This window comes from Ewingella sp. C233 (assembly GCF_055407225.1).
On sequence record NZ_JBUZRI010000001.1, the window covers coordinates 2,257,278 to 2,276,222 of the forward strand.

Genomic DNA, 18,945 nt, shown 5'->3' on the forward strand with positions numbered 1-18,945 from the left:
AAACGCCGCCCGTCGCGCCCCGTTCCGGCACGGCGAGGCGGCAAAAATGAAAGGGCTAAAAAGCCCGCCAATGAGGGTAATTTATGAGCGTAGAAACACAGGATGCCGGGCGCAGTCCGGGCGGTTTTTTCCAATGGGTAGAGCGCGTCGGTAATAAGGTTCCCAATCCGTTTCTGCTGTTTGTTTATCTGATCGGGGTGCTGATGGTGTCGAGCGCCGTGATTTCATGGCTGAATATCACAGCGGTAAATCCGGCCAACGGGGAAGTGATCCACGTTAAAAACCTGCTGAGCGTGGAAGGTTTTCAGTGGATTTTGCCCAACGTCATTAAAAACTTCAGCGGTTTCACACCGCTCGGTTCAATTCTGGCGCTGGTGATTGGTGCCGGTCTGGCCGAGCGCGTCGGCCTGTTGCAGAGTTTGATGGTGAAAATGGCATCGCGGGTCAGCGCACGCTATGCCAGTTATTTGGTGATTTTCATCGCCTTTTTCAGCCACATCTCCTCCGACGCCGCTCTGGTCGTTATGCCTCCGCTGGGGGCGCTGATGTTTCTGGCCGTCGGGAGACATCCGGTCGCGGGTCTGCTGGCGGCCATTGCGGGCGTCGGCTGCGGGTTTACCGCCAATCTGCTGATTGTCACCACCGACGTGCTGCTCTCCGGCCTGAGCACCGAGGCGGCGAAAGTCATCGACCCGGCGGTGCAGGTCAGCGTGATCGACAACTGGTATTTCATGGCAGCATCCGTGGTTTTGCTGACGATTGTGGGTGCGTTACTGACAGACAAATTTGTTGAACCGCGTCTGCCACCGTATCAGGGCGAGCGCAATGAGAAGTTGCAAAGCCTGACGCCGCTGCAAAACCGCGGGCTGGTCGCCAGCGGAATTGCGGCACTGGTGTTCATCGGTCTGATCGCCTTTTTAGTCATCCCGCACGGTGCCCCGCTGCGTGATCCGCATCTTGATACAGTCATCCCCTCCCCTTTTATTAAGGGCATAGTGCCGCTGATCATTTTGTTCTTTTTTGTGATTTCCATTCCCTACGGCATTGTCACAAAGCAGATCCGCACGCAGAGCGATATCCCGGATCTGCTGGTTGATCCGATGAAAGCCATGGCCGGTTTTATCGTGATGGTGTTCCCGCTGTCCCAGTTTGTGGCGTTTTTTAACTGGAGCAATATGGGGAAGTTTATGGCTATCGGGCTGACCGACGTGCTGGAAAACCTCGGTATGACCGGTATTCCGGCGTTCCTCGGGCTGATTTTCCTGTCAGCTTTTTTATGCATGTTTATCGCCAGCGGATCGGCCATCTGGTCAATACTCGCACCGATATTTGTACCGATGTTTATGCTGCTGGGCTTCCACCCGGCCTTCGCACAGATTGTGTTCCGTATCGCGGATTCAGCTGTCATCCCGCTGGCTCCGATGTCACCGTTCGTACCGCTGTTCCTCGGATTCCTCCAGCGCTATAACAAAGATGCGAAGCTTGGCACCTATTATTCGCTGGTGTTGCCGTATCCGATTGTGTTCTTCGTGGTGTGGTTACTGATGCTGGTGGGCTGGTATTTACTGGGCCTGCCCATCGGGCCAGGTATCTATCCGCATAGCTAAATCACAAGAAATCAGGGAAAGTTATCCGGCATAAAGTAAAACGCCCGGTGCTGGTAATCAGCATCGGGCGTTGTTTTACATCGTCAATGACGTCAAAAATCTAAGTCTGTGAATGCTAGTGCGCGAGCGGTTTCGCGGCGGTGGCCTTGTTCAGTTCAGGCCACAGAACCATCACCAGATCAATCAGGCGGTGAAGTTGTTCAGTACTGGCGCCGTCGCGTGCCTGCACGGACATCCCCTGGATGGTACAGGCCAGATATTTGGCCAGCAGGGCGCTGTCTGTGGTCTGTGGGACTTCATTACTGAGTTTCTTCATTTCGAAATACTCCAGCAATGTGCGTTCCTGCGAAAGATGGCGGCCGCGCAGCATTTCCGCGATGTCCTGCGATGAAGATGACATCCCGGAAGAAGCGCTCACCATGAAACAGCCGCTTGGGGTATCGCAGTCGGTAAACAGCTCCGCAGTGGTACGCAGATACTGCTCGATAGCCTGCTCGACGGACAAATCTGTTCTGCTCAGCAGACAGAAACTCTTTTCGTAAAAGGTTGCCAGATAATGTTCAACGGCTGCGCGGAATAACCCTTCTTTGTTACCAAATTCGGCATATAAGGTTGGGGCTTTCGCACCGGTGGCTTCGACCAAATCCGCTAATGAAGTGGCCTCGTAGCCATGACGCCAGAATAAATTCAGGGCCTTGCTCAGAGCAGTTCCACGATCGAACTGTTTTGGGCGACCGCGACTTTTCCGGACCAAAGCCGTCTGTTCAGTGCTCATACACCCTCCTTCCATCACCCTAGTGGTTCTGGTTGTTTAAATAATTTAACGATCATTATTAAAAATAGTTGCGCACAAGTCCAGCAGAGATTATCATTTAATTATCGAGCGATAAGTAAATCACTCCCAGCCGCAAGTCAGACGCTGTTATCAGCTAAGTATCCCAGGACAACACATCATGCGTAATCTTAAAATCCTTCTTGCAGTTATGGCATTAACCGCTGTCCCGGTTGCCAATGTTGCCGCACAGCAGGTTATCATGATGCCGACCCAGAGTCAGGAAGTCGCCATGGTCAATGTGACCGGAGACAGCAACTTTTGTCATCCGGGCCGTTATGTAAACGGCAAGTCCTCACAGCAACGCATTCCAACTTCTCCGACCATGCCATCTGCCCCAGCCGGTTCAGCCAATCATCCTCCTGTTTACTATTAAGGGAGTTGATCTGAATCCTGCTCCCGCAGGACAAAGAGCGAGGCGACATGATGTCGCCTTACTTTTTTGCGCTCTCTATCTATAGGCAAACAACCCCTACGGTTTTAACACCCTCAGTGCTCCACGCCAACCATTAAATTATCACTCATTAAATAATTCTTGATAGTGTTATAAAATCGCACTATTATTTGTTTATCGATCACTAATTAATTTTTATTGCGATCATTTTTAACAAAAATATTACATATGCAGCGATAAACGTGATCTGATTCACAGCACAATTAGTTAACGGTTATTAAAAAAACATCTTGCACAGGAATCAATCAGTCGCTAACATTAACTTATCGAACGTTAACTAATAACGTTGACCGAATCCGAACCAGACTTCTCTAGATTAACGAACAGGAACTGACATCATGAAAAACGTAAAAATGACTCTCGCAGCACTTGCACTGGCTACCGTTTCTTTCTCTTCAATGGCCGCTACGCTGGTTGATTCAGCGCCTGCTAACCAACAGAAAATCGGTGTTATCAGCGCCAATTCAGGTAATGACCTTTCCAGCCTGCAGCGTGAACTGAATGCGAAAGCCACCGAAGCAGGAGCAACGTCTTACCGCATTATCGGTGCTTCAGGTGACAACTACCTGCACGGAACTGCTGAGCTGTACAAATAATAGCGATGACGTCAAAAGACGACCGCACAATTAGTTAACGATTAATAAACAAATAGATTGCACAGAATGTGATCCAGGTCTAAGATTTAATTATCGAACGTTAAACAAAACGTATGACCGATTCATCACCTGCTGATGCGCAGACTAACAAAGAAGTTAAAAAGGTAAATATCATGAAAAACATCGCTATGACATTCGCAGCAATCGCACTGGCTACCGCTTCTTTCTCTACGCTTGCCGCGACACAAGTACAGTCTGCTCCAGCTAATTCGCAAGCCATCGGTGTGATTAGCGCGCAGGCCGGTTCGAACCTGAGCAGCCTGGAAAATAAACTGGCCGCTAAAGCTGAAGCCAACGGTGCAAGCTCATACCGCATCATCTCCGCTTCCGGCGACAACCGTCTTTACGGTACTGCTGAGCTGTATAAATAACAGCCTTAAGACCCCTTAAGATTGAGTTTTAAAAGGTATCGGACAGAAAAACTGAAGAGTGGCTTTGCACCTGAAGATCGAGTGCTGCAAACAGCACCGCCCCCCTGCGAAGCCCATCACACGACAATAGGACAAATATTATGAAAAACCTGACAATGACCCTCGCAGCAATCGCACTGGCTACCGCTTCATTCACCAGCATAGCAGCTACCCAAGTTCAGTCTGCACCGGCTAACTCACAAGCGATCGGTGTGATAAGTGCGCAGGCCGGTTCGAACCTGAGCAGCCTGGAAAATAAACTGGCGGCTAAAGCTGAAGCTAATGGTGCAAGTTCATACCGCATCATCTCTGCTTCCGGCGACAACCGTTTGTACGGTACTGCTGAACTGTACAAATAAGTTCTGAGTTCGACAGCAGTATGCAGAAGAGGCGGCGTTTGCCGCCTTTTTCGTGTCTGCGATTTAGAGCTGACAGGCAAATAAAAAAGGCAGGGAGCTCTCCCTGCCTTTTGCGCGACTGTCACGAAATATCAGTGTGCGGTACTTTTTAACTGACTATCCTGCTGATGCTGTTCGAGCGCCAGTTCCAGCAATTTAGTGATCAGTTCACTGTAGCCCAGACCGCTGGCGGCCCATAATTTCGGGTACATGCTGATGTTGGTGAAACCAGGCAGTGTATTGATTTCGTTGATCACCACCTCACCCTGTGCCGTCAGGAACACGTCAACACGCGCCATCCCCCGACACTCCAGCACTTCAAATGCCTGCAAAGCAATAGCGCGGATCCGGTCATGGGTTTCCTGCGGTAAATCTGCCGGAACTGCGACTGAAGCGCCCTGCTCGTTGATGTACTTCGTATCGTAGGAGTAGAACTCGTCCTGTAGGATCACTTCCCCGCAGACGCTGGCCTGTGGATGGCTATTGCCTAATACCGCACACTCAATTTCGCGCCCTGCAATCGCAGATTCCACCAGCACTTTGTGGTCGAAATCGAACGCCAAATCCAATGCCTTGATAAATCCGGCTTCATGGATAACTTTACTGACACCCACGGAAGATCCCTGATTGGCCGGTTTGATAAACAGCGGCAGGCCGAGAGTCTGAGACACTTTTTCAAAGGTATGCAGATGGCGGTTGGTGCGCGTCACACTGACGAAAGGCGCAATTTTCAGCCCCGCATCGCGCAGCAGACGCTTGGTCACGTCTTTATCCATGCTGACCGCTGAACCTAAAACGCCTGAGCCTACAAACGGCATGTTCGCCATGCGCAGCAAACCCTGCAACGAGCCATCTTCGCCGAGTGTTCCATGAACAATAGGGAAAATAACGTCGAGTTGGGAAAGCGCGCTTGCGCTGCCGGTTTCAATCAGCTGATTTTCCGTCTGGCCGGGGATCAGCGCGACCTGATTATTCGAGCGATTCAGGGCAATCAGCGACGGATTTTCCGCATTAATGAGATAGTTGCTGGCATCATTAATATGCCACTCGCCTTTTTTATCAATGCCCAGAAGCGTTACATCAAAGCGATTTTTATCAATGGCATCAACGATGTTCTTTGCCGACTGCAGTGAAACTTCATGCTCTGCCGACTTACCGCCAAAAATGATGCCTACGCGTAATTTACTCACCCACGACTCCTTGAAATCAAAAACCAGTACCGTTGTAAAACGCCCTTCCTGTTCAGCAAGGAAATTCAGTCCACAACAAAAAGTTTCGCGCCTTTAACCGTGGAAGACTGATGCGCTTCGGCACCATCGGCCACCTGATAACTCATGCCCGGCGTCAGGGTGAAAGTCCGCCCATCGTCCAGCCGGGTCTGTAACTCGCCTTCCAGACAGAACAACACGTGGCCTTTACTGCACCAGTGGTCAGCCAGATATCCCGCCGAATACTCAACAATACGCACACGGATCTCACCAAAATGCTGAGTACGCCACAGCGCCATCCCGGTTTCACCGGCATGTTCCGTCGGCATTATCTGGCTCCAGTCGGTGGTGCAAAAAGGGATATCAGCAATCTTCATACGTCTCTCTGTTTGTGCTATTTACAAAGGAAATCCAGCATAAAAGTGAGCGTCGTTTTAATCAATCACTGTTCCCTGAATACATGATGATTTCTGAAAACAACCGCTGAAAACAGATTGCAAGCCTGAAGATGAAAAGTTGAGTAAAGCCGATTTATCCGAACGCGGTGCTACAGCCCAGCCACGGCGGGGGCTCAGACAATCCGGCGTAAAATGACCAAAAGGGAGTGTTGCGAAAGGTGACTCTGCGACGGATGTCTCATTTCTTCGACTAAGCTTAAGACAGTTTCAAAATCAGTCATAAACAAGGAGCACTTCATGCCTTATCAAACGATCAATCCTTTCAACAACAAGCTTATCAAAGAATATCAAACACATAATGACCAGCAGGTTGAACAGGCGCTGGATGCGGCACATGCCCTTTATAAGTCTGACTGGGGTCAGGGAGACATGCAACAGCGCTTAAAAGTACTGCATAAATTGTCGGAACTGATGTCCTCCCGCGTCGAAGAGCTGGCGAAAATCGTCAGTGTCGAAATGGGTAAACTGATTGAGCAGAGCCGTGGCGAAGTGAAGCTGTGCGCTGAAATTGCCCAATATTATGCGGACAACGCCGAAGCATTTCTTAAACCTGTGCCGTATAAATCCAGCCTCGGTGAAGCCTGGGTCGAGCACAGCCCGATTGGTGTGATCATGGCCGTTGAACCCTGGAACTTCCCGTTCTATCAGTTGATGCGCGTGCTGGCACCAAACCTCGCCGCCGGTAACAGCGTTATCGTCAAACATGCCGGTATCGTTCCGCACTGCGCGGAAACCTTCGAGAAACTGGTGGCCGAAGCCGGTGGTCCGAAAGGTGCTTATACCAACCTGTTTATCTCTCAGGATCAGGTGGCGAATATCATTGAGGATGACCGCGTACAGGGCGTTGCACTGACCGGTTCGGAAAAAGCCGGGGCCGTGGTGGCCGCTAAAGCCGCCAGTAAACTGAAGAAATCCACGCTGGAGCTGGGCGGTAATGACATCTTCGCCGTTCTGGAAGATGCCGATATTGACCACGCCGCCAAAGCCGGGGCCGAGGCCCGCATCTCAAATGCGGGTCAGGTCTGTACCGCCGCCAAGCGTTTCATCATTCATGAAAAAGTGGCGGACGAGTTCCTGAAAAAATTCACCGAACATTTTAACGCGCTGAAAATCGGTGACCCGCTTGATGCCAGCACCACGCTTGGCCCGCTGTCGTCCGCAGATGCCCTGAAAACCCTGACCAAACAGGTCGAACAGGCAGTGAAAAATGGCGCGAAAGTCCATGTCGGGGGCAAAGCGGTGTCAGGTAATCCGGGTAACTTCTATGAGGCGACCATTCTGACCCACATTACCCGCGACAATCCGGCCTATTTCGAAGAGTTTTTCGGCCCGGTTGCGCAGGTTTACGTGGTGAAAAATGATGAAGAACTGGTGAAACTGGCCAACGACTCCAATTACGGTCTGGGCGGCGCGCTGTTCACCAAAGATATGAAGCGTGCCCGCAAGCTGGCGACCAAAATTGAAACCGGTATGTTGTACGTCAACTCGCCGACCGGCACCGCGCCGGAGCTGCCGTTTGGTGGCGTGAAGCGTTCAGGCTTTGGCCGCGAGCTGTCTGATTTAGGCATCAAAGAGTTTGTGAACCAGAAACTGGTCGTGCTGGCCGCGAAGGCTTAAAGCCTTGTGTTATTCCCTCTTCTTGCGGAGAGGGAAACTTATCTCCCTCCTGCTGTCTTTAATATTCCCTTGATGCATGACAATACGGTAGTTGTCTGCCCTTCTTTATAATCATGGCCGTTTGTCTTCCCACGGGTAACTCAACATGGCTTATGAACTCAATCTGGACTGGCAAGAATTCTTAGAGAAGTACTGGCAGAAACGACCTGTTGTCTTAAAAAAAGCGTTCATTGATTTTATCGACCCGATTACGCCGGACGAACTGGCGGGGCTGGCGATGGAGCCAGAAATCGACAGCCGTTTGGTCAGCCATAAGAACGGTCAATGGCAGGCCAGCAACGGGCCGTTCGAGCATTTCGATAATCTCGGTGAAACCGGCTGGTCACTGCTGGCGCAGGCCGTCAACCACTGGCATGCGCCTTCTGCTGAACTGGTATGCCCTTTCCGCGTACTGCCAGACTGGCGCTTAGATGATCTGATGATCTCCTACTCCGTACCCGGCGGCGGCGTTGGCCCGCATATCGACCAGTACGACGTGTTTATTATTCAGGGGATGGGCAGCCGCCGCTGGCGCGTCGGGGATAAATTGCCGCTCAAACAATTCTGTCCGCATCCGGCATTACTGCACGTCGAGCCGTTCACGCCAATTATCGACGAAGACCTTGAACCGGGTGACATTCTCTACATTCCGCCAGGTTTTCCGCATGACGGCATCACGCACACCGAGGCCTTCAACTATTCCGTGGGTTTCCGTGGGCCGAACAGCCGGGACTTAATCAGCAGCTTTGCCGATTACGCGCTGGAAAACGATCTTGGCGGCGAACACTACAGCGATCCAGACCTGACGCTGCGTGACCACGTGGGCAAAGTTGAAGAGTATGAGATGGAGCGCGTGCGCGCCATGATGCACCAGTTGATCGACAAGCCGGAAGATTTCAAGCAGTGGTTTGGCCGTTTTGCGACCACGCCGCGCCACGAACTGGATATCGCACCGGCCGAGCCTCCGTATGAAGCGCAGGAAATCGTTGATGCGCTGATGCAGGGCGACAGCCTGACCCGCCTGAGCGGTCTGCGCGTGCTGAATGTGGGTGAGCGCTTCTTCGTTAACAGTGAACCGCTGGAGACATCCAACCCTCATGCGGCGGATGCCCTGTGTCGTTACACTCTGATCGGCAAGAAAGAGCTGGGTAATGCGCTGCAGGATCCGGAGTTTGTCGTGGTATTCACCGATCTGGTTAATCAGGGTTACTGGTATTTCGACGAATAACCAAGCCGTTTGACGGCGAAGGGATTAAAAAGGCGGCATCCATTTACATGGGCCGCCTTTTTTATGTCAGTAAGAAAAGAGTCTTAAGGGCGATATATTTTATGGGCGATATGTTTTATGGACGATAAAGCTTAACCGGTGTTTTGGGTTTGCGCGGCGGCTCAAAGAGATCGATATCTTCGCCATGAATATATTTGGCGCGCAGAATCGATGAGATCTTATCCATCGCCATCACGATCACCACAAGAATCAGGGTGATAAACATCACCACATCCCAGTTCCACAGTCGCATATTTTCGGCGTACACCAGACCAATCCCGCCCGCACCGACAAAACCCAGCACCGCCGCAGAACGGGTGTTGGACTCAATCTGGTAAAGCGACAGCGCCAAAAAAGTCGGGAAGGATTGCGTGAAGATCCCGAAGCGATGCGTTTGCAGCGGATTGGCGCCCAGCGCCCGCAGGCCGCGGCTTGGCGAACGCTCCACCGCCTCGTGTCCTTCGGCGTAGAGCTTACCCAGCAACCCCATATCCTGCATGATAATCGCCAGCACCCCGGCCAGCGGCCCCATGCCGACGGCGCGCACAAAAATCAGCCCCCAGATCGCCATATCCAGCCCGCGCAGCACGTCCAACAGGCGGCGAACCACCAGAGAAACCGGGCGTAGCAGCGGCGTTGACATCACATTACGCGCTGCCAGAAATGACAGCGGCAACGCCAGAAATGACGCCGTAATGGTCCCTGCAAAGACAATTGCCAGCGTCATGGCAATCTGCCCAAAGTAGTACATCAGCGGCCACTGCGAGAAGTTATGCCAGACGAACATACGCAGAAAATAGCGCCCCACCTGACTGGTGCCGCGTACGACGGCGTCCCACGGAATACCGTAGTACGTGAAAAAATAGAGATAATAGAGCGTGATCAGCACAGCGAAGATGCCGAGATAGCGCAGGTAGCGGCGCTGGGCTGAGAACAGCGTAGGATGATCGCGCTTGATGCCAGCAATTGCCGACGGCGCCAGTGCTTCAGTCAGCATCAGAACGTACCCTCTACTGCGCGCTTACGCAGTTTTCCCGATAAAAAATCCATAATCGAAACCACCAGAATGATCAGCAGTAGCGTCATACTCACCTGGTCATAACGGTCGAGTTTGATCGAGGTCATCAGCTCCTGGCCGATACCGCCCGCGCCAACCAGCCCGAGGATCGTAGACTGACGGAAGTTGATTTCAAGGCGCATAAAACTGTACGAGAGGAAGATAGGTTTGACCTGTGGCCAGATGGCGAAACGCATACGTTGCAAACGCCCCGCGCCACAGGACTTCAGGCCGCGCACCGGTTTGTCCGATGCCGTTTCAATCGATTCATAAAATAGTTTGGTCAGGCTGCCAACGGTATGCAACGTCAGGGCGATAAAGCCCGGTATCGCGCCGATACCAAACGCCATAACGCACATCACCGCCCAGGCCAGTTCCGGCATGGTGCGCAGAAAGGCGACGAAGGTGCGGATACTGAGCTTCAGCCATTTTGGCGAATCGGTATTATTGGCCGCCATAAACGCCAGCAGCGTGGCCAGCGCGGTCGATAAAATCGTCGATGAAAGCGCCAGCTGAATAGTTTCCCAAATCAGCGGCAACTGAATATTGAGCCGGTATCCCCAATAGGCCAGAGAGCCTTCAGTATGACCATCCGCAAACAATAATGACCAGTGCAAGACCGGCACAGTTTCACCGATATAATCAAAGAAATGAGGCGCCGAAAGAAATACCGTCTTCAGATTAAGTTCAGACACATTGCCTGACCACAAATAAAGCACCAACATCAGCCCCGACCAGACCAATGCCTCACGCTTTTGCTTACCGCGTATTTGCTGGTAATAACGATTGAAATCTTTATTCAAAATAGCGTTCCGGTTTTCTTTAAATATAATAACACAACGTAATAGGCGCAGGCAATTTGGATGCGGCCAGCGCGCAGGACCCGGAGCGTACATAGAGTACGTGAGGCGTCCGAGCACTGCCCGCATTCAAAGTGGCAAGTAAAATAACCTATTAGCGCGAACCCTTGGTGAGCTCTCGTTTCATATCTATAATCTGTTGATATTCAGCCAGCGTCGTGTCGCCAATATGCATTTTACCGCCAGCGGCTTTAATCCAGCAGGCGTGATCGTCTTTATCCAATTTCTTAATCGCGCTGACCAGCTTCGCTTTGAAATCAGCCGGTAAATCGCTGCGCACTAAAATCGGGCCATTAGGAATTAAAGGCGATTCCCAAATGATACGGATTTTCTTCATCAGGTCCGGCTGGTCCATACGGATCATGCGGTTGAAGGCACCGGAGGTATAACCGGTTTCGCGGTCACCAATCATCGAGGCCCAGGTTACTGCACCGTCAAACTGGCCGTTGAGCACGCCGAGGATATCCTGCTCATGACCACCGGAGAAGGTGACGCTGGAGAAGAAGTTGTTGTATTTATTGTCAGTATTGCCGCCAAACTCTTTCTTGAAGGTCTGGTTCGGGATCAAATAACCCGAGGTGGAATCCGGATCGGCAAAACCAAACGCCTTGCCTTTCAGATCAGAGAGCTTCTTATACGGGCTGTCGGCTTTTACAACGACTACCGAGTGATAACCGCGGGACTGATCGGTGTCATCAATAGTAATACCGACAATATCCACAGCTTTCGGATTATTAATATACACCGAGGCAAAAGAGGAGGGTGACATACTTAATACCATGTCGATTTTCCCGCCCAGCAGGCCCTGAATAACACCAGAGTAATCTGAAGAGTTACGTAATTTGGTATCGACGTTTAATTCTTTATCGAAAAAATCTTTTACACACTGATTATCGCCGATTTGCTGCGTGGCATTCTGCCCACCTAATATACCCAGATTTAACTCTTTCGGTGCATCTTCTGCCATGCTGTGCATTGCGGTGAATGTACCCGCGACCAGTACCGCCAGACGTAATAAGTTCTTCATGTAGTCATGACCCTTTATAGACGTAGAGAAAGTTGAGATAAGTAAATCCAAATAACTTCACGAGATTATTTATTGTGACAAACAACACTAATTCTGTAATTCACCCTCTTCCCCATATAACTGGTGAAGAATGTCGTCATTTAATTGATCCGGATGACCATCAAAAATGATCTGGCCCTTGGCAATGCCAATCACCCGGGTACAAAAGTCTTTAACCAGTTCGACCGAATGCAGGTTAACCATGACGGCGATATTCTCTTCGCTGACTTTTTTCAGCGCATTCATAATGCGCAGGGTATTTTTCGGATCGAGCGACGCCACCGGCTCATCGGCCAGCAGGATTTTCGGGTTCTGCATCAGTGCACGGCAGATTGCCACGCGCTGCATCTGGCCGCCGGAAAGATTCTCGGCGCGCTGCAACGCATGCGGCAGCATATGTAACCATTCGAGCAACGAGATCGCGCGGGCGCGGTCTTCGTCATCGAACTGGTTGAAGAAGGATTTAAAGGTCGACGTCTGGCTGAGGCGGCCAAGCAGTACGTTGGTCAGCACGTCAAGGCGCGGCACCAGGCAGAAGTCCTGAAAAATCATGCCGCAGCCCGCACGCCAGCGGCGCAGTGACTTGCCGGTCAGCCCGGCCAGTTGTTGCTGCTCACCGTTTTCGTAGTGACACACCACACTGCCGTCAGACAACGGAATAGTGCCGTTCAGTACGTGCAGCAGGGTCGACTTTCCGGCACCAGAACGGCCAATCACGGCGACAAATTCGCCGGCATGCAGGTCAAAGCTGATGTCATTTAGTACGCGCTGGCCGGATTTATAGGATTTCACCAGCCCTTTCACGTCGAGTACTTTGTTCTGTTGCTGTGGCCGGGCCTGAGGATATTCAGCCTGTGCCAGCTTAAGTTGAGCTTGCGCCATGGTGCTGTCTCTCGGTTGCTTACAGATTCTGGCAATCATTAAGCGCGAGTTTTATGACACATTGATGATGCTTTAATGGCCGTCCGGTGACGCGCCTCCCTGCCTTCGGCGGCATTTGCGTCTATGATGGAGTCGGGTCGATAAACTGAAGGAGAAGAAATGAGCATGCATCAGGACAATCAGGGGCTGATTTCGCGTCTGAAAGAGATTGCCGGTAGCCGTCACGTCTTAACGGGCGACAGCAATACAGAACGTTACCGTAAAGGATTTCGCTCCGGCGGCGGTAAAGCGCTGGCGGTGGTGTTTCCGCAGACTCTGCTGCAACAGTGGCAACTGCTGAAAGCCTGCGTTGACGCCGACAAAATTGTCATCATGCAGGCCGCCAATACCGGTCTGACCGAAGGTTCGACGCCGAGCGGCGACGATTACGACCGCGACATTGTGATTTTCAGCACCCTTAAGCTCGACCACATCGAGCTGCTCGACGGCGGTAATCAGGTGATTGGTTTCCCCGGCAGCACCTTATATAAGCTGGAAAAAATCCTTAAACCTTACGGGCGTGAACCCCATTCCGTCATCGGTTCTTCGTGCATCGGCGCATCGGTTGTCGGCGGCATCTGCAATAACTCCGGCGGTTCACTGGTGAAGCGCGGCCCGGCCTATACCGAAATGGCGCTGTATGCGCAAATCGATGCTCAGGGTGAACTGCAACTGGTGAACCATCTGGGGATCGCGCTCGGCGACACACCGGAAGAGATGCTCACGCGCCTTGAAAAAGGCCATTTCAAAGACGAAGAAATCAGCCACGACCAGCGCAAAGCCTCTGACCATGACTACGCCGAACGGGTGCGTGACGTCGAAGCCGACACTCCATCGCGTTTTAATGCCGATCAGCGCCGCCTGTTCGAAGCGTCCGGCTGTGCCGGGAAACTGGCCGTCTTCGCCGTGCGTCTCGACACCTTCCCGGCTGAGAGTCAGCAGCAGGTCTTTTACATCGGCACCAACAGCACCGCCGTGCTGACCGAGCTACGCCGTCAGATCCTGCGGGATTTCAAAAACCTGCCCGTGGCCGGTGAATATATGCACCGCGACATTTTCGACATCACCGAAGTCTATGGCAAAGACACCTTCATGATGATCGACAAACTCGGCACCGACAAAATGCCGGATATGTTCAGCGCCAAAGGCAAGTTTGACGCCCACATCAGTAAAGTGCCGTTTCTGCCGAAAAACTTCAGCGACCGTGTGATGCAGTGCATCAGTAAAGCGCTGCCCAACCATCTGCCGCCGCGGATGAAAAAATACCGCGACCGCTATGAGCATCATCTGTTATTAAAAATGTCCGGCGAAGGGATCGGTGAAGCGCAGACCTTCCTCACCCGCTTCTTTACAGAAAACGAAGGCGACTTTTTTGTCTGTTCTGATGACGAAGGGAAAAAAGCTTTCCTGCATCGCTTTGCCGCCGCTGGTGCTGCGGTGCGCTATCACGCGGTGCATGAAAAAGAGGTGGAAGATATTCTCGCGCTGGACATCGCCCTGCGCCGTAACGACCAAGAGTGGTTCGAAACCCTGCCTCCGGAAATCGATAATCAGCTGGTAGCAAAACTCTATTATGGCCACTTCATGTGCCACGTTTTCCATCAGGATTACATCGTCAAAAAAGGGGCGAACAGCAAAAAACTGAAACATCAGATGCTGGAAATTCTCGATGCAAAAGGGGCCGAATACCCCGCCGAGCATAACGTCGGGCATCTGTATATCGCCAAGCCGCACATGAAAGCCTTCTACCAGCAAGCCGACCCGACCAACAGTTTTAATCCGGGGATTGGTAAGACGAGTAAGCTGAAGAACTGGCGGGGAGAATAAAGGAGAAAAAACGGCGCCGCCGCTTTTACAAGCCGGGCCGTTTCTATCAATTATTTTGATATCCGTCTGACTGTTTAGATTTTTTAACACTCATATTTATCTACAAACCATTTTAAATAACGTCAGCCATTACCCAACGCAATCCTTTTTATTATAGGAGTATGTTTTTTCACTGAGCCCTTGCGTATATACATACTCCACTATCAAACCGTATTTCTGCACCATATTGCCACTACAGTAAGCTCGGGTGAAGATAGACCGACTCTGGGTCTCAAGTTGAGAATCGCTAATAGTGGCAAGATTGGTGTTTTCGATCGCATAGGTATAAATAAGCGTTTTATCAGCCATCTCTGCCGACTGCAGAACCGTATAATAATCCAGCCTGACCGGCAGGCTCCCCTGTGCGTATTCCTTATCAAGCTCGCGATGGAAATCACCCCATGCTTTCTGAGGTGAGTCGGCGGAAAGGAACTTCACACCTGCAACAATACCTATCGCAATGGCTGCACAGGCTAGCGTGCATAACGTGAGTTTCTTTGTACTGACTTCCTGAGATTCAGCTCCTGAGTGATACCAGAACGTACCGACCACCCCGGCAGAGAAACACATGATAAACAGGAGGAAAAAGACGATGCTTCCGCTGTTGTACACCATGGGTGCAAACGCCTTATCCAGGATAAACAGCAAAAGCATGAAAACTGCGCAAATGCGGCTCCGCCGGTATATTCCGTACGCCAGACCGCAACTTACGAGAACATAAATCAGGTTTAAATACACCAGTACCGATCGGACACCATCAATCCAGAAATAGGCATCCAGCGCGACGGTGATCAGCCCCGAGACCAACGCGGCTGACCATGCATTTTTGATCAGCTGATTGCAGGGTTTGGGAATAGGTTTTACCTCACTGACTTTTACATCCGTGTCCATCATTACACATCTTCCTTATCATTCTTGAGTGAGCTACCGATCGTATTTTACGCTACGGATCCTACAATAGGTTACCAATTACGCTGGATTTTAAAGACTCAAGCTCATCGGCACATTTCCAATAATGTGCAATACCATTGTTCTGTATCTTTCTGATGGGAGAAAAGAAATGCACGACAAATTGCACCATGTGCAGATAAGGGATGTAATTACTGGCAAGGATGTTGTGATTTATGAACCCGCTAATGTTTACGGCTGCACCCTGGGTGACGGCGTGTTTGTCGGCCCCTTTGTAGAAATTCAGGCCAATACGGTGATTGGCAGCGGAACAAAAATTCAGTCACACAGCTTTATCTGCGAATACGTCACCCTCGGTGAAAACTGCTTTATTGGCCACGGCGTGATGTTCGCTAATGACATGTTTCAGACAGGAAAACCCAATACTGACCGTCGTACATGGGCAAGGATCACCCTGGGTAACAATGTCTGCATCGGCAGTGGTGCCTGTATTCTGGCTGTTTCAATTTGTGATGACACGGTCATTGGCGCAGGCAGCGTGGTGACCAAGGATATTACAGAGAAAGGCGTGTATGCGGGAAACCCCGCCCGATGGTTGCGGGAATTGCCTGCATAAAAAAGCCGCCTTCCTCAGATGCCAAAAGAAAAGCCGGCGTCAAGCTTGCCCGGCTCCGGCTTTTCTGACGAATGATATTAATGAAATTGCAGGTAGGCGACGTGCGTTTGCAGGTATTCCTGCAGGCCATGTTTACCATCGGCACCGCCGACGCCAGACTTACGCCAGCCCGCATGGAAGCCCTGCATCGCTTCAAAGTTTTCACGGTTGATGTAGGTTTCACCGAACTTCAGCTGTTTCAGCGCTTTCATCGCGGTATTGATATTGCTGGTGTAGATGGATGACGTCAGGCCATATTCGCTGTCGTTAGCCATTGTAATGGCTTCATCCAGCGTCTTGAATACGGCGACCGGCAGTACCGGACCAAACACCTCTTCGTGCATGATCGGCATCTCCTGCTTCACGTCCACCAGCAGCGTCGGGGGATAGAAGAAGCCGGTACCCTCTGCACGCTTACCGCCCAACAGCACTTTTGCGCCCTGCGATACGGCTTTAGCCACTTTGTCTTCCACGCGTTGCAACGCAGCGACGCTGATCAGCGGCCCCATATCCAGCTCTTTTTTCTCGGCGGTGTTGCCAAAGGTCACCTGCTTCATCGCTTCGCTGATACGCGAAACAAATTCGTCGTACACACCTTCCTGCACATAGACACGTTCGGCGCAGTTACACACCTGCCCGGTATTAATAATGCGCGAGCTGACAATCGCTTTGACAGCCAGATCCAAATCCGCATCATTCATCACGATGGCTGGCGCTTTACCGCCCAGTTCCAGCGACACTTTGGTGACATTCTGCGCGGCGGCGGTCATGGTGGCTATCCCGGCGGCGACGCTGCCGGTCAAGCTGACCATACCCACTTTTGGATTACCCGCCAGCTCCTGGCCGACCGTCGGGCCGTAGCCGGTCACGATATTCAGCACGCCTTTTGGCAGGCCGATTTTATGAATGATTTCCGCGAAGAGCACCGCGTTATTGGGTGTGATTTCGCTTGGCTTGATAACAATAGTGTTGCCGGTGATCAGCGCCGGTGCCGCTTTACGCGCAATCAGGAAGAACGGGAAGTTCCACGGCAGAATGCCCGTGGTCACGCCAATGGCTTTGCGGAATACAAAAATATTCTCGTTAGGCCGATCACTCTGAATGATTTCCCCTTCATAACGACGCGCCCACTCCGCCATGTAATCAAGGTAATCAGCGGTGAACAGCACTTCGGTCTGCGCCAGACCGTAGGTTTTTCCGCCTTCGGCAATAATGGTTTCAGTCAGCTCAGCTTCGCGCTCACGAATACCGGCGGCAATTTTATGCAGCCATACACCGCGTTCAACGGCTGGTAATGCTTCCCAGCCCGGCTGCGCTGCTTCGGCGGCATCAATGGCTTTTCTGGCATCTTGTGCCGTGCCTTCGGGGATCTGCGAAATCCGCTGTTCTGTTGCCGGATTCATAACGTCAATCCACTTCCCGCCGGTGTTTTCAACAAATTCACCGTTGATATACATACGTTTCTGAATGGTGCTCATGTAAGAAGTCTCCAAAATCCGGATAGAGGTGATGAATAAATTGTTAATAAAACAGCTCTTTTTTGTGAAGTTTTAACAGCCTGTTCTATCCACCGGATTTTTACCTTTCCATGAGTGCCAGTTAACGCCGGTAAATGGCAAAAAAGTCATGGTCGGCCTGACCGACATAACGTTTTTGCAAATTAAGGAAGTTCAAAATATACAGAGTATTTACTGACGGAGAGTTCGGGGAGCGTACCCAAACTCGCGCTTAAACAGCGTCGAGAAATGGTTACTGTCGCAGAAACCGCACTGATGGGCGATTTCGGTGATGGAGCTGTCGCCAAAGCGCAGCATATTACGCGCATTGAGCAGGCGCAGACGGTTGAGATAATTAAGCGGCGTACAGCCCGTTTGTTGTTTCATCTGCCGGTGTAAGGTGCGCAGTGACATGGAGAACTTTTCGGCCAGTACCGTCCAGTCGATCTCTTCATCGTAATGTTCGTTCATCCAGTCCAGCAAATTATTCAGGTCGCCGCCCTGCCCGCCATACCCCACATCGCGGCTGCCTTTACGCAGCAACAGCAGAAGCTGCATAAAATAGAGCTCCTGCTGGGCCTGAGATTCCGGCAACTGATTGGTTGGTTTGCGCGCCAGCAGATCAATCAGCGTTTTGGCCTGCATTATCTGCCCTGGATTAATGCGCCAGTGCGCCGGATAAATCCCTTCGACTTCCTTTGGCAGCAAATCGTTGATGCCGTTAAGAAAGCGGAAGGCCTCCGGGCGGCGGTACAGGACGTTAGTGAGGTGCAGATTATCAGTGTTTTCATACAGATGGTGATCGCGGTAACGAACAAAACAGACGCTGCCTGCGCTGAGGATCAGAGGTTTATCGTTAAAGACATGCGTACCAGTGCCCTGCTCGACCAGCACAATTTCGTTGAAATCCAGATGATGGTGCTCAGGAAAGGTATCGTGGGGATGACGCGGCTCAATGGCGATCGGAAAATCTCCTGAGGGGAAATAATCACTACTGCGTAACACGGTCATTTCCGACTCCTGATTAACATTATTGTAATATCTTAGTCGCCACAGATGCAGTCATCGGGCTGAAACTGTGATCGGCCAATCGCTTTTGAACAAAACCTCTACTTCCCCTTTCAATTCGGCATGATTCTGCGTAATTCGCCACATCCCCCCCCAAAAGC

At 51.4% G+C, this 18,945-nt stretch carries 19 protein-coding genes; 9 read left to right on the forward strand and 10 right to left on the reverse strand.

The genetic code is table 11. The features are described 5' to 3' along the window. Window positions 1-83 precede the first annotated feature (83 nt). A complete protein-coding gene (gene abgT / locus ACZRKO_RS10170) occupies window positions 84-1,607 on the forward strand; it encodes a p-aminobenzoyl-glutamate transporter (RefSeq protein WP_463737069.1) in 1,524 nt (507 codons plus the stop codon). Window positions 1,608-1,722: 115 nt separating this feature from the next. On the opposite strand, the gene ACZRKO_RS10175 is transcribed toward abgT, so the two are convergent. After that, window positions 1,723-2,382 (reverse strand): TetR/AcrR family transcriptional regulator, encoded by a 660-nt coding sequence (locus ACZRKO_RS10175; protein WP_463737070.1) that lies wholly within the window; start codon window positions 2,380-2,382, stop codon window positions 1,723-1,725. A gap of 178 nt (window positions 2,383-2,560) precedes the next feature. On the opposite strand from ACZRKO_RS10175, the gene ACZRKO_RS10180 reads away from it, so the two are divergent. From ACZRKO_RS10180 to bhsA (ACZRKO_RS10195), 4 genes are all read left to right on the forward strand, one after another. Next, window positions 2,561-2,815, forward strand: coding sequence for a hypothetical protein (locus ACZRKO_RS10180; RefSeq protein WP_463737071.1), 255 nt, complete (start codon window positions 2,561-2,563; stop codon window positions 2,813-2,815). A gap of 416 nt (window positions 2,816-3,231) precedes the next feature. Further along, window positions 3,232-3,489: a multiple stress resistance protein BhsA gene (bhsA, locus tag ACZRKO_RS10185; RefSeq protein ID WP_463737072.1), complete on the forward strand. Its 258-nt coding sequence runs from the start codon at window positions 3,232-3,234 to the stop codon at window positions 3,487-3,489. Window positions 3,490-3,662: 173 nt separating this feature from the next. Next, complete coding sequence (gene bhsA / locus ACZRKO_RS10190; RefSeq protein ID WP_463737073.1) at window positions 3,663-3,920, forward strand: multiple stress resistance protein BhsA; 258 nt, start codon at window positions 3,663-3,665, stop codon at window positions 3,918-3,920. Between the two features lie 140 nt (window positions 3,921-4,060). Further along, window positions 4,061-4,318 (forward strand): multiple stress resistance protein BhsA, encoded by a 258-nt coding sequence (bhsA, locus tag ACZRKO_RS10195; protein WP_463737074.1) that lies wholly within the window; start codon window positions 4,061-4,063, stop codon window positions 4,316-4,318. Window positions 4,319-4,449: 131 nt separating this feature from the next. Here the strand turns inward: bhsA (ACZRKO_RS10195) and ddlA are convergent, their stop codons facing one another. Then, a complete protein-coding gene (gene ddlA / locus ACZRKO_RS10200) occupies window positions 4,450-5,547 on the reverse strand; it encodes a D-alanine--D-alanine ligase (protein ID WP_463737075.1) in 1,098 nt (365 codons plus the stop codon). 65 nt (window positions 5,548-5,612) lie between these two features. Next, a complete protein-coding gene (locus tag ACZRKO_RS10205) occupies window positions 5,613-5,942 on the reverse strand; it encodes a DHCW motif cupin fold protein (protein ID WP_463737076.1) in 330 nt (109 codons plus the stop codon). A 318-nt stretch (window positions 5,943-6,260) separates the two neighbouring features. Here ACZRKO_RS10205 and ACZRKO_RS10210 point away from each other — a divergent pair, with 318 nt between their 5' ends. Continuing rightward, on the forward strand, window positions 6,261-7,640 hold the full coding sequence (locus tag ACZRKO_RS10210) for an NAD-dependent succinate-semialdehyde dehydrogenase (RefSeq protein ID WP_463737077.1): 1,380 nt from the start codon (window positions 6,261-6,263) through the stop codon (window positions 7,638-7,640). 145 nt (window positions 7,641-7,785) lie between these two features. Then, entirely contained in the window at window positions 7,786-8,907 is a 1,122-nt protein-coding gene (locus ACZRKO_RS10215) for a ribosomal protein uL16 3-hydroxylase (RefSeq protein WP_463737078.1), read from the forward strand. 115 nt (window positions 8,908-9,022) lie between these two features. Here ACZRKO_RS10215 and phnE (ACZRKO_RS10220) read toward each other — a convergent pair whose 3' ends face one another. From phnE (ACZRKO_RS10220) to phnC, 4 genes are all read right to left on the reverse strand, one after another. Continuing rightward, window positions 9,023-9,943 (reverse strand): phosphonate ABC transporter, permease protein PhnE, encoded by a 921-nt coding sequence (gene phnE / locus ACZRKO_RS10220; RefSeq protein ID WP_463737079.1) that lies wholly within the window; start codon window positions 9,941-9,943, stop codon window positions 9,023-9,025. Beyond that, window positions 9,943-10,806: a phosphonate ABC transporter, permease protein PhnE gene (gene phnE / locus ACZRKO_RS10225; RefSeq protein WP_463737080.1), complete on the reverse strand. Its 864-nt coding sequence runs from the start codon at window positions 10,804-10,806 to the stop codon at window positions 9,943-9,945. Before phnE (ACZRKO_RS10225) ends, phnE (ACZRKO_RS10220) begins: the two co-directional genes overlap by 1 nt. A 151-nt stretch (window positions 10,807-10,957) precedes the next feature. Continuing rightward, window positions 10,958-11,890 carry a phosphonate ABC transporter substrate-binding protein gene (gene phnD, locus ACZRKO_RS10230; protein WP_463737081.1) on the reverse strand — a complete coding sequence of 311 codons (933 nt, stop codon included), beginning with the start codon at window positions 11,888-11,890 and terminating at the stop codon, window positions 10,958-10,960. Window positions 11,891-11,977: 87 nt separating this feature from the next. Continuing rightward, complete coding sequence (gene phnC / locus ACZRKO_RS10235; protein WP_463737082.1) at window positions 11,978-12,811, reverse strand: phosphonate ABC transporter ATP-binding protein; 834 nt, start codon at window positions 12,809-12,811, stop codon at window positions 11,978-11,980. Between the two features lie 165 nt (window positions 12,812-12,976). Between phnC and dld the strand changes: the two genes are divergently transcribed. After that, the gene (gene dld / locus ACZRKO_RS10240) at window positions 12,977-14,677 is read left to right on the forward strand and encodes a D-lactate dehydrogenase (protein WP_463737525.1); all 1,701 of its coding nucleotides are present in this window, start codon (window positions 12,977-12,979) and stop codon (window positions 14,675-14,677) included. 129 nt (window positions 14,678-14,806) lie between these two features. On the opposite strand, the gene ACZRKO_RS10245 is transcribed toward dld, so the two are convergent. Then, window positions 14,807-15,610: a hypothetical protein gene (locus tag ACZRKO_RS10245; protein ID WP_463737083.1), complete on the reverse strand. Its 804-nt coding sequence runs from the start codon at window positions 15,608-15,610 to the stop codon at window positions 14,807-14,809. Between the two features lie 166 nt (window positions 15,611-15,776). On the opposite strand from ACZRKO_RS10245, the gene ACZRKO_RS10250 reads away from it, so the two are divergent. After that, window positions 15,777-16,241, forward strand: a complete 465-nt coding sequence (locus ACZRKO_RS10250; protein ID WP_463737084.1) for an acyltransferase — start codon at window positions 15,777-15,779, stop codon at window positions 16,239-16,241. 77 nt (window positions 16,242-16,318) lie between these two features. On the opposite strand, the gene aldA is transcribed toward ACZRKO_RS10250, so the two are convergent. Both aldA and rhaS read right to left on the reverse strand, forming a co-directional pair. Continuing rightward, window positions 16,319-17,758, reverse strand: coding sequence for an aldehyde dehydrogenase (aldA, locus tag ACZRKO_RS10255; RefSeq protein ID WP_463737085.1), 1,440 nt, complete (start codon window positions 17,756-17,758; stop codon window positions 16,319-16,321). 210 nt (window positions 17,759-17,968) lie between these two features. Beyond that, entirely contained in the window at window positions 17,969-18,787 is an 819-nt protein-coding gene (gene rhaS / locus ACZRKO_RS10260; protein ID WP_463737086.1) for an HTH-type transcriptional activator RhaS, read from the reverse strand. Window positions 18,788-18,945: the final 158 nt, after the last annotated feature.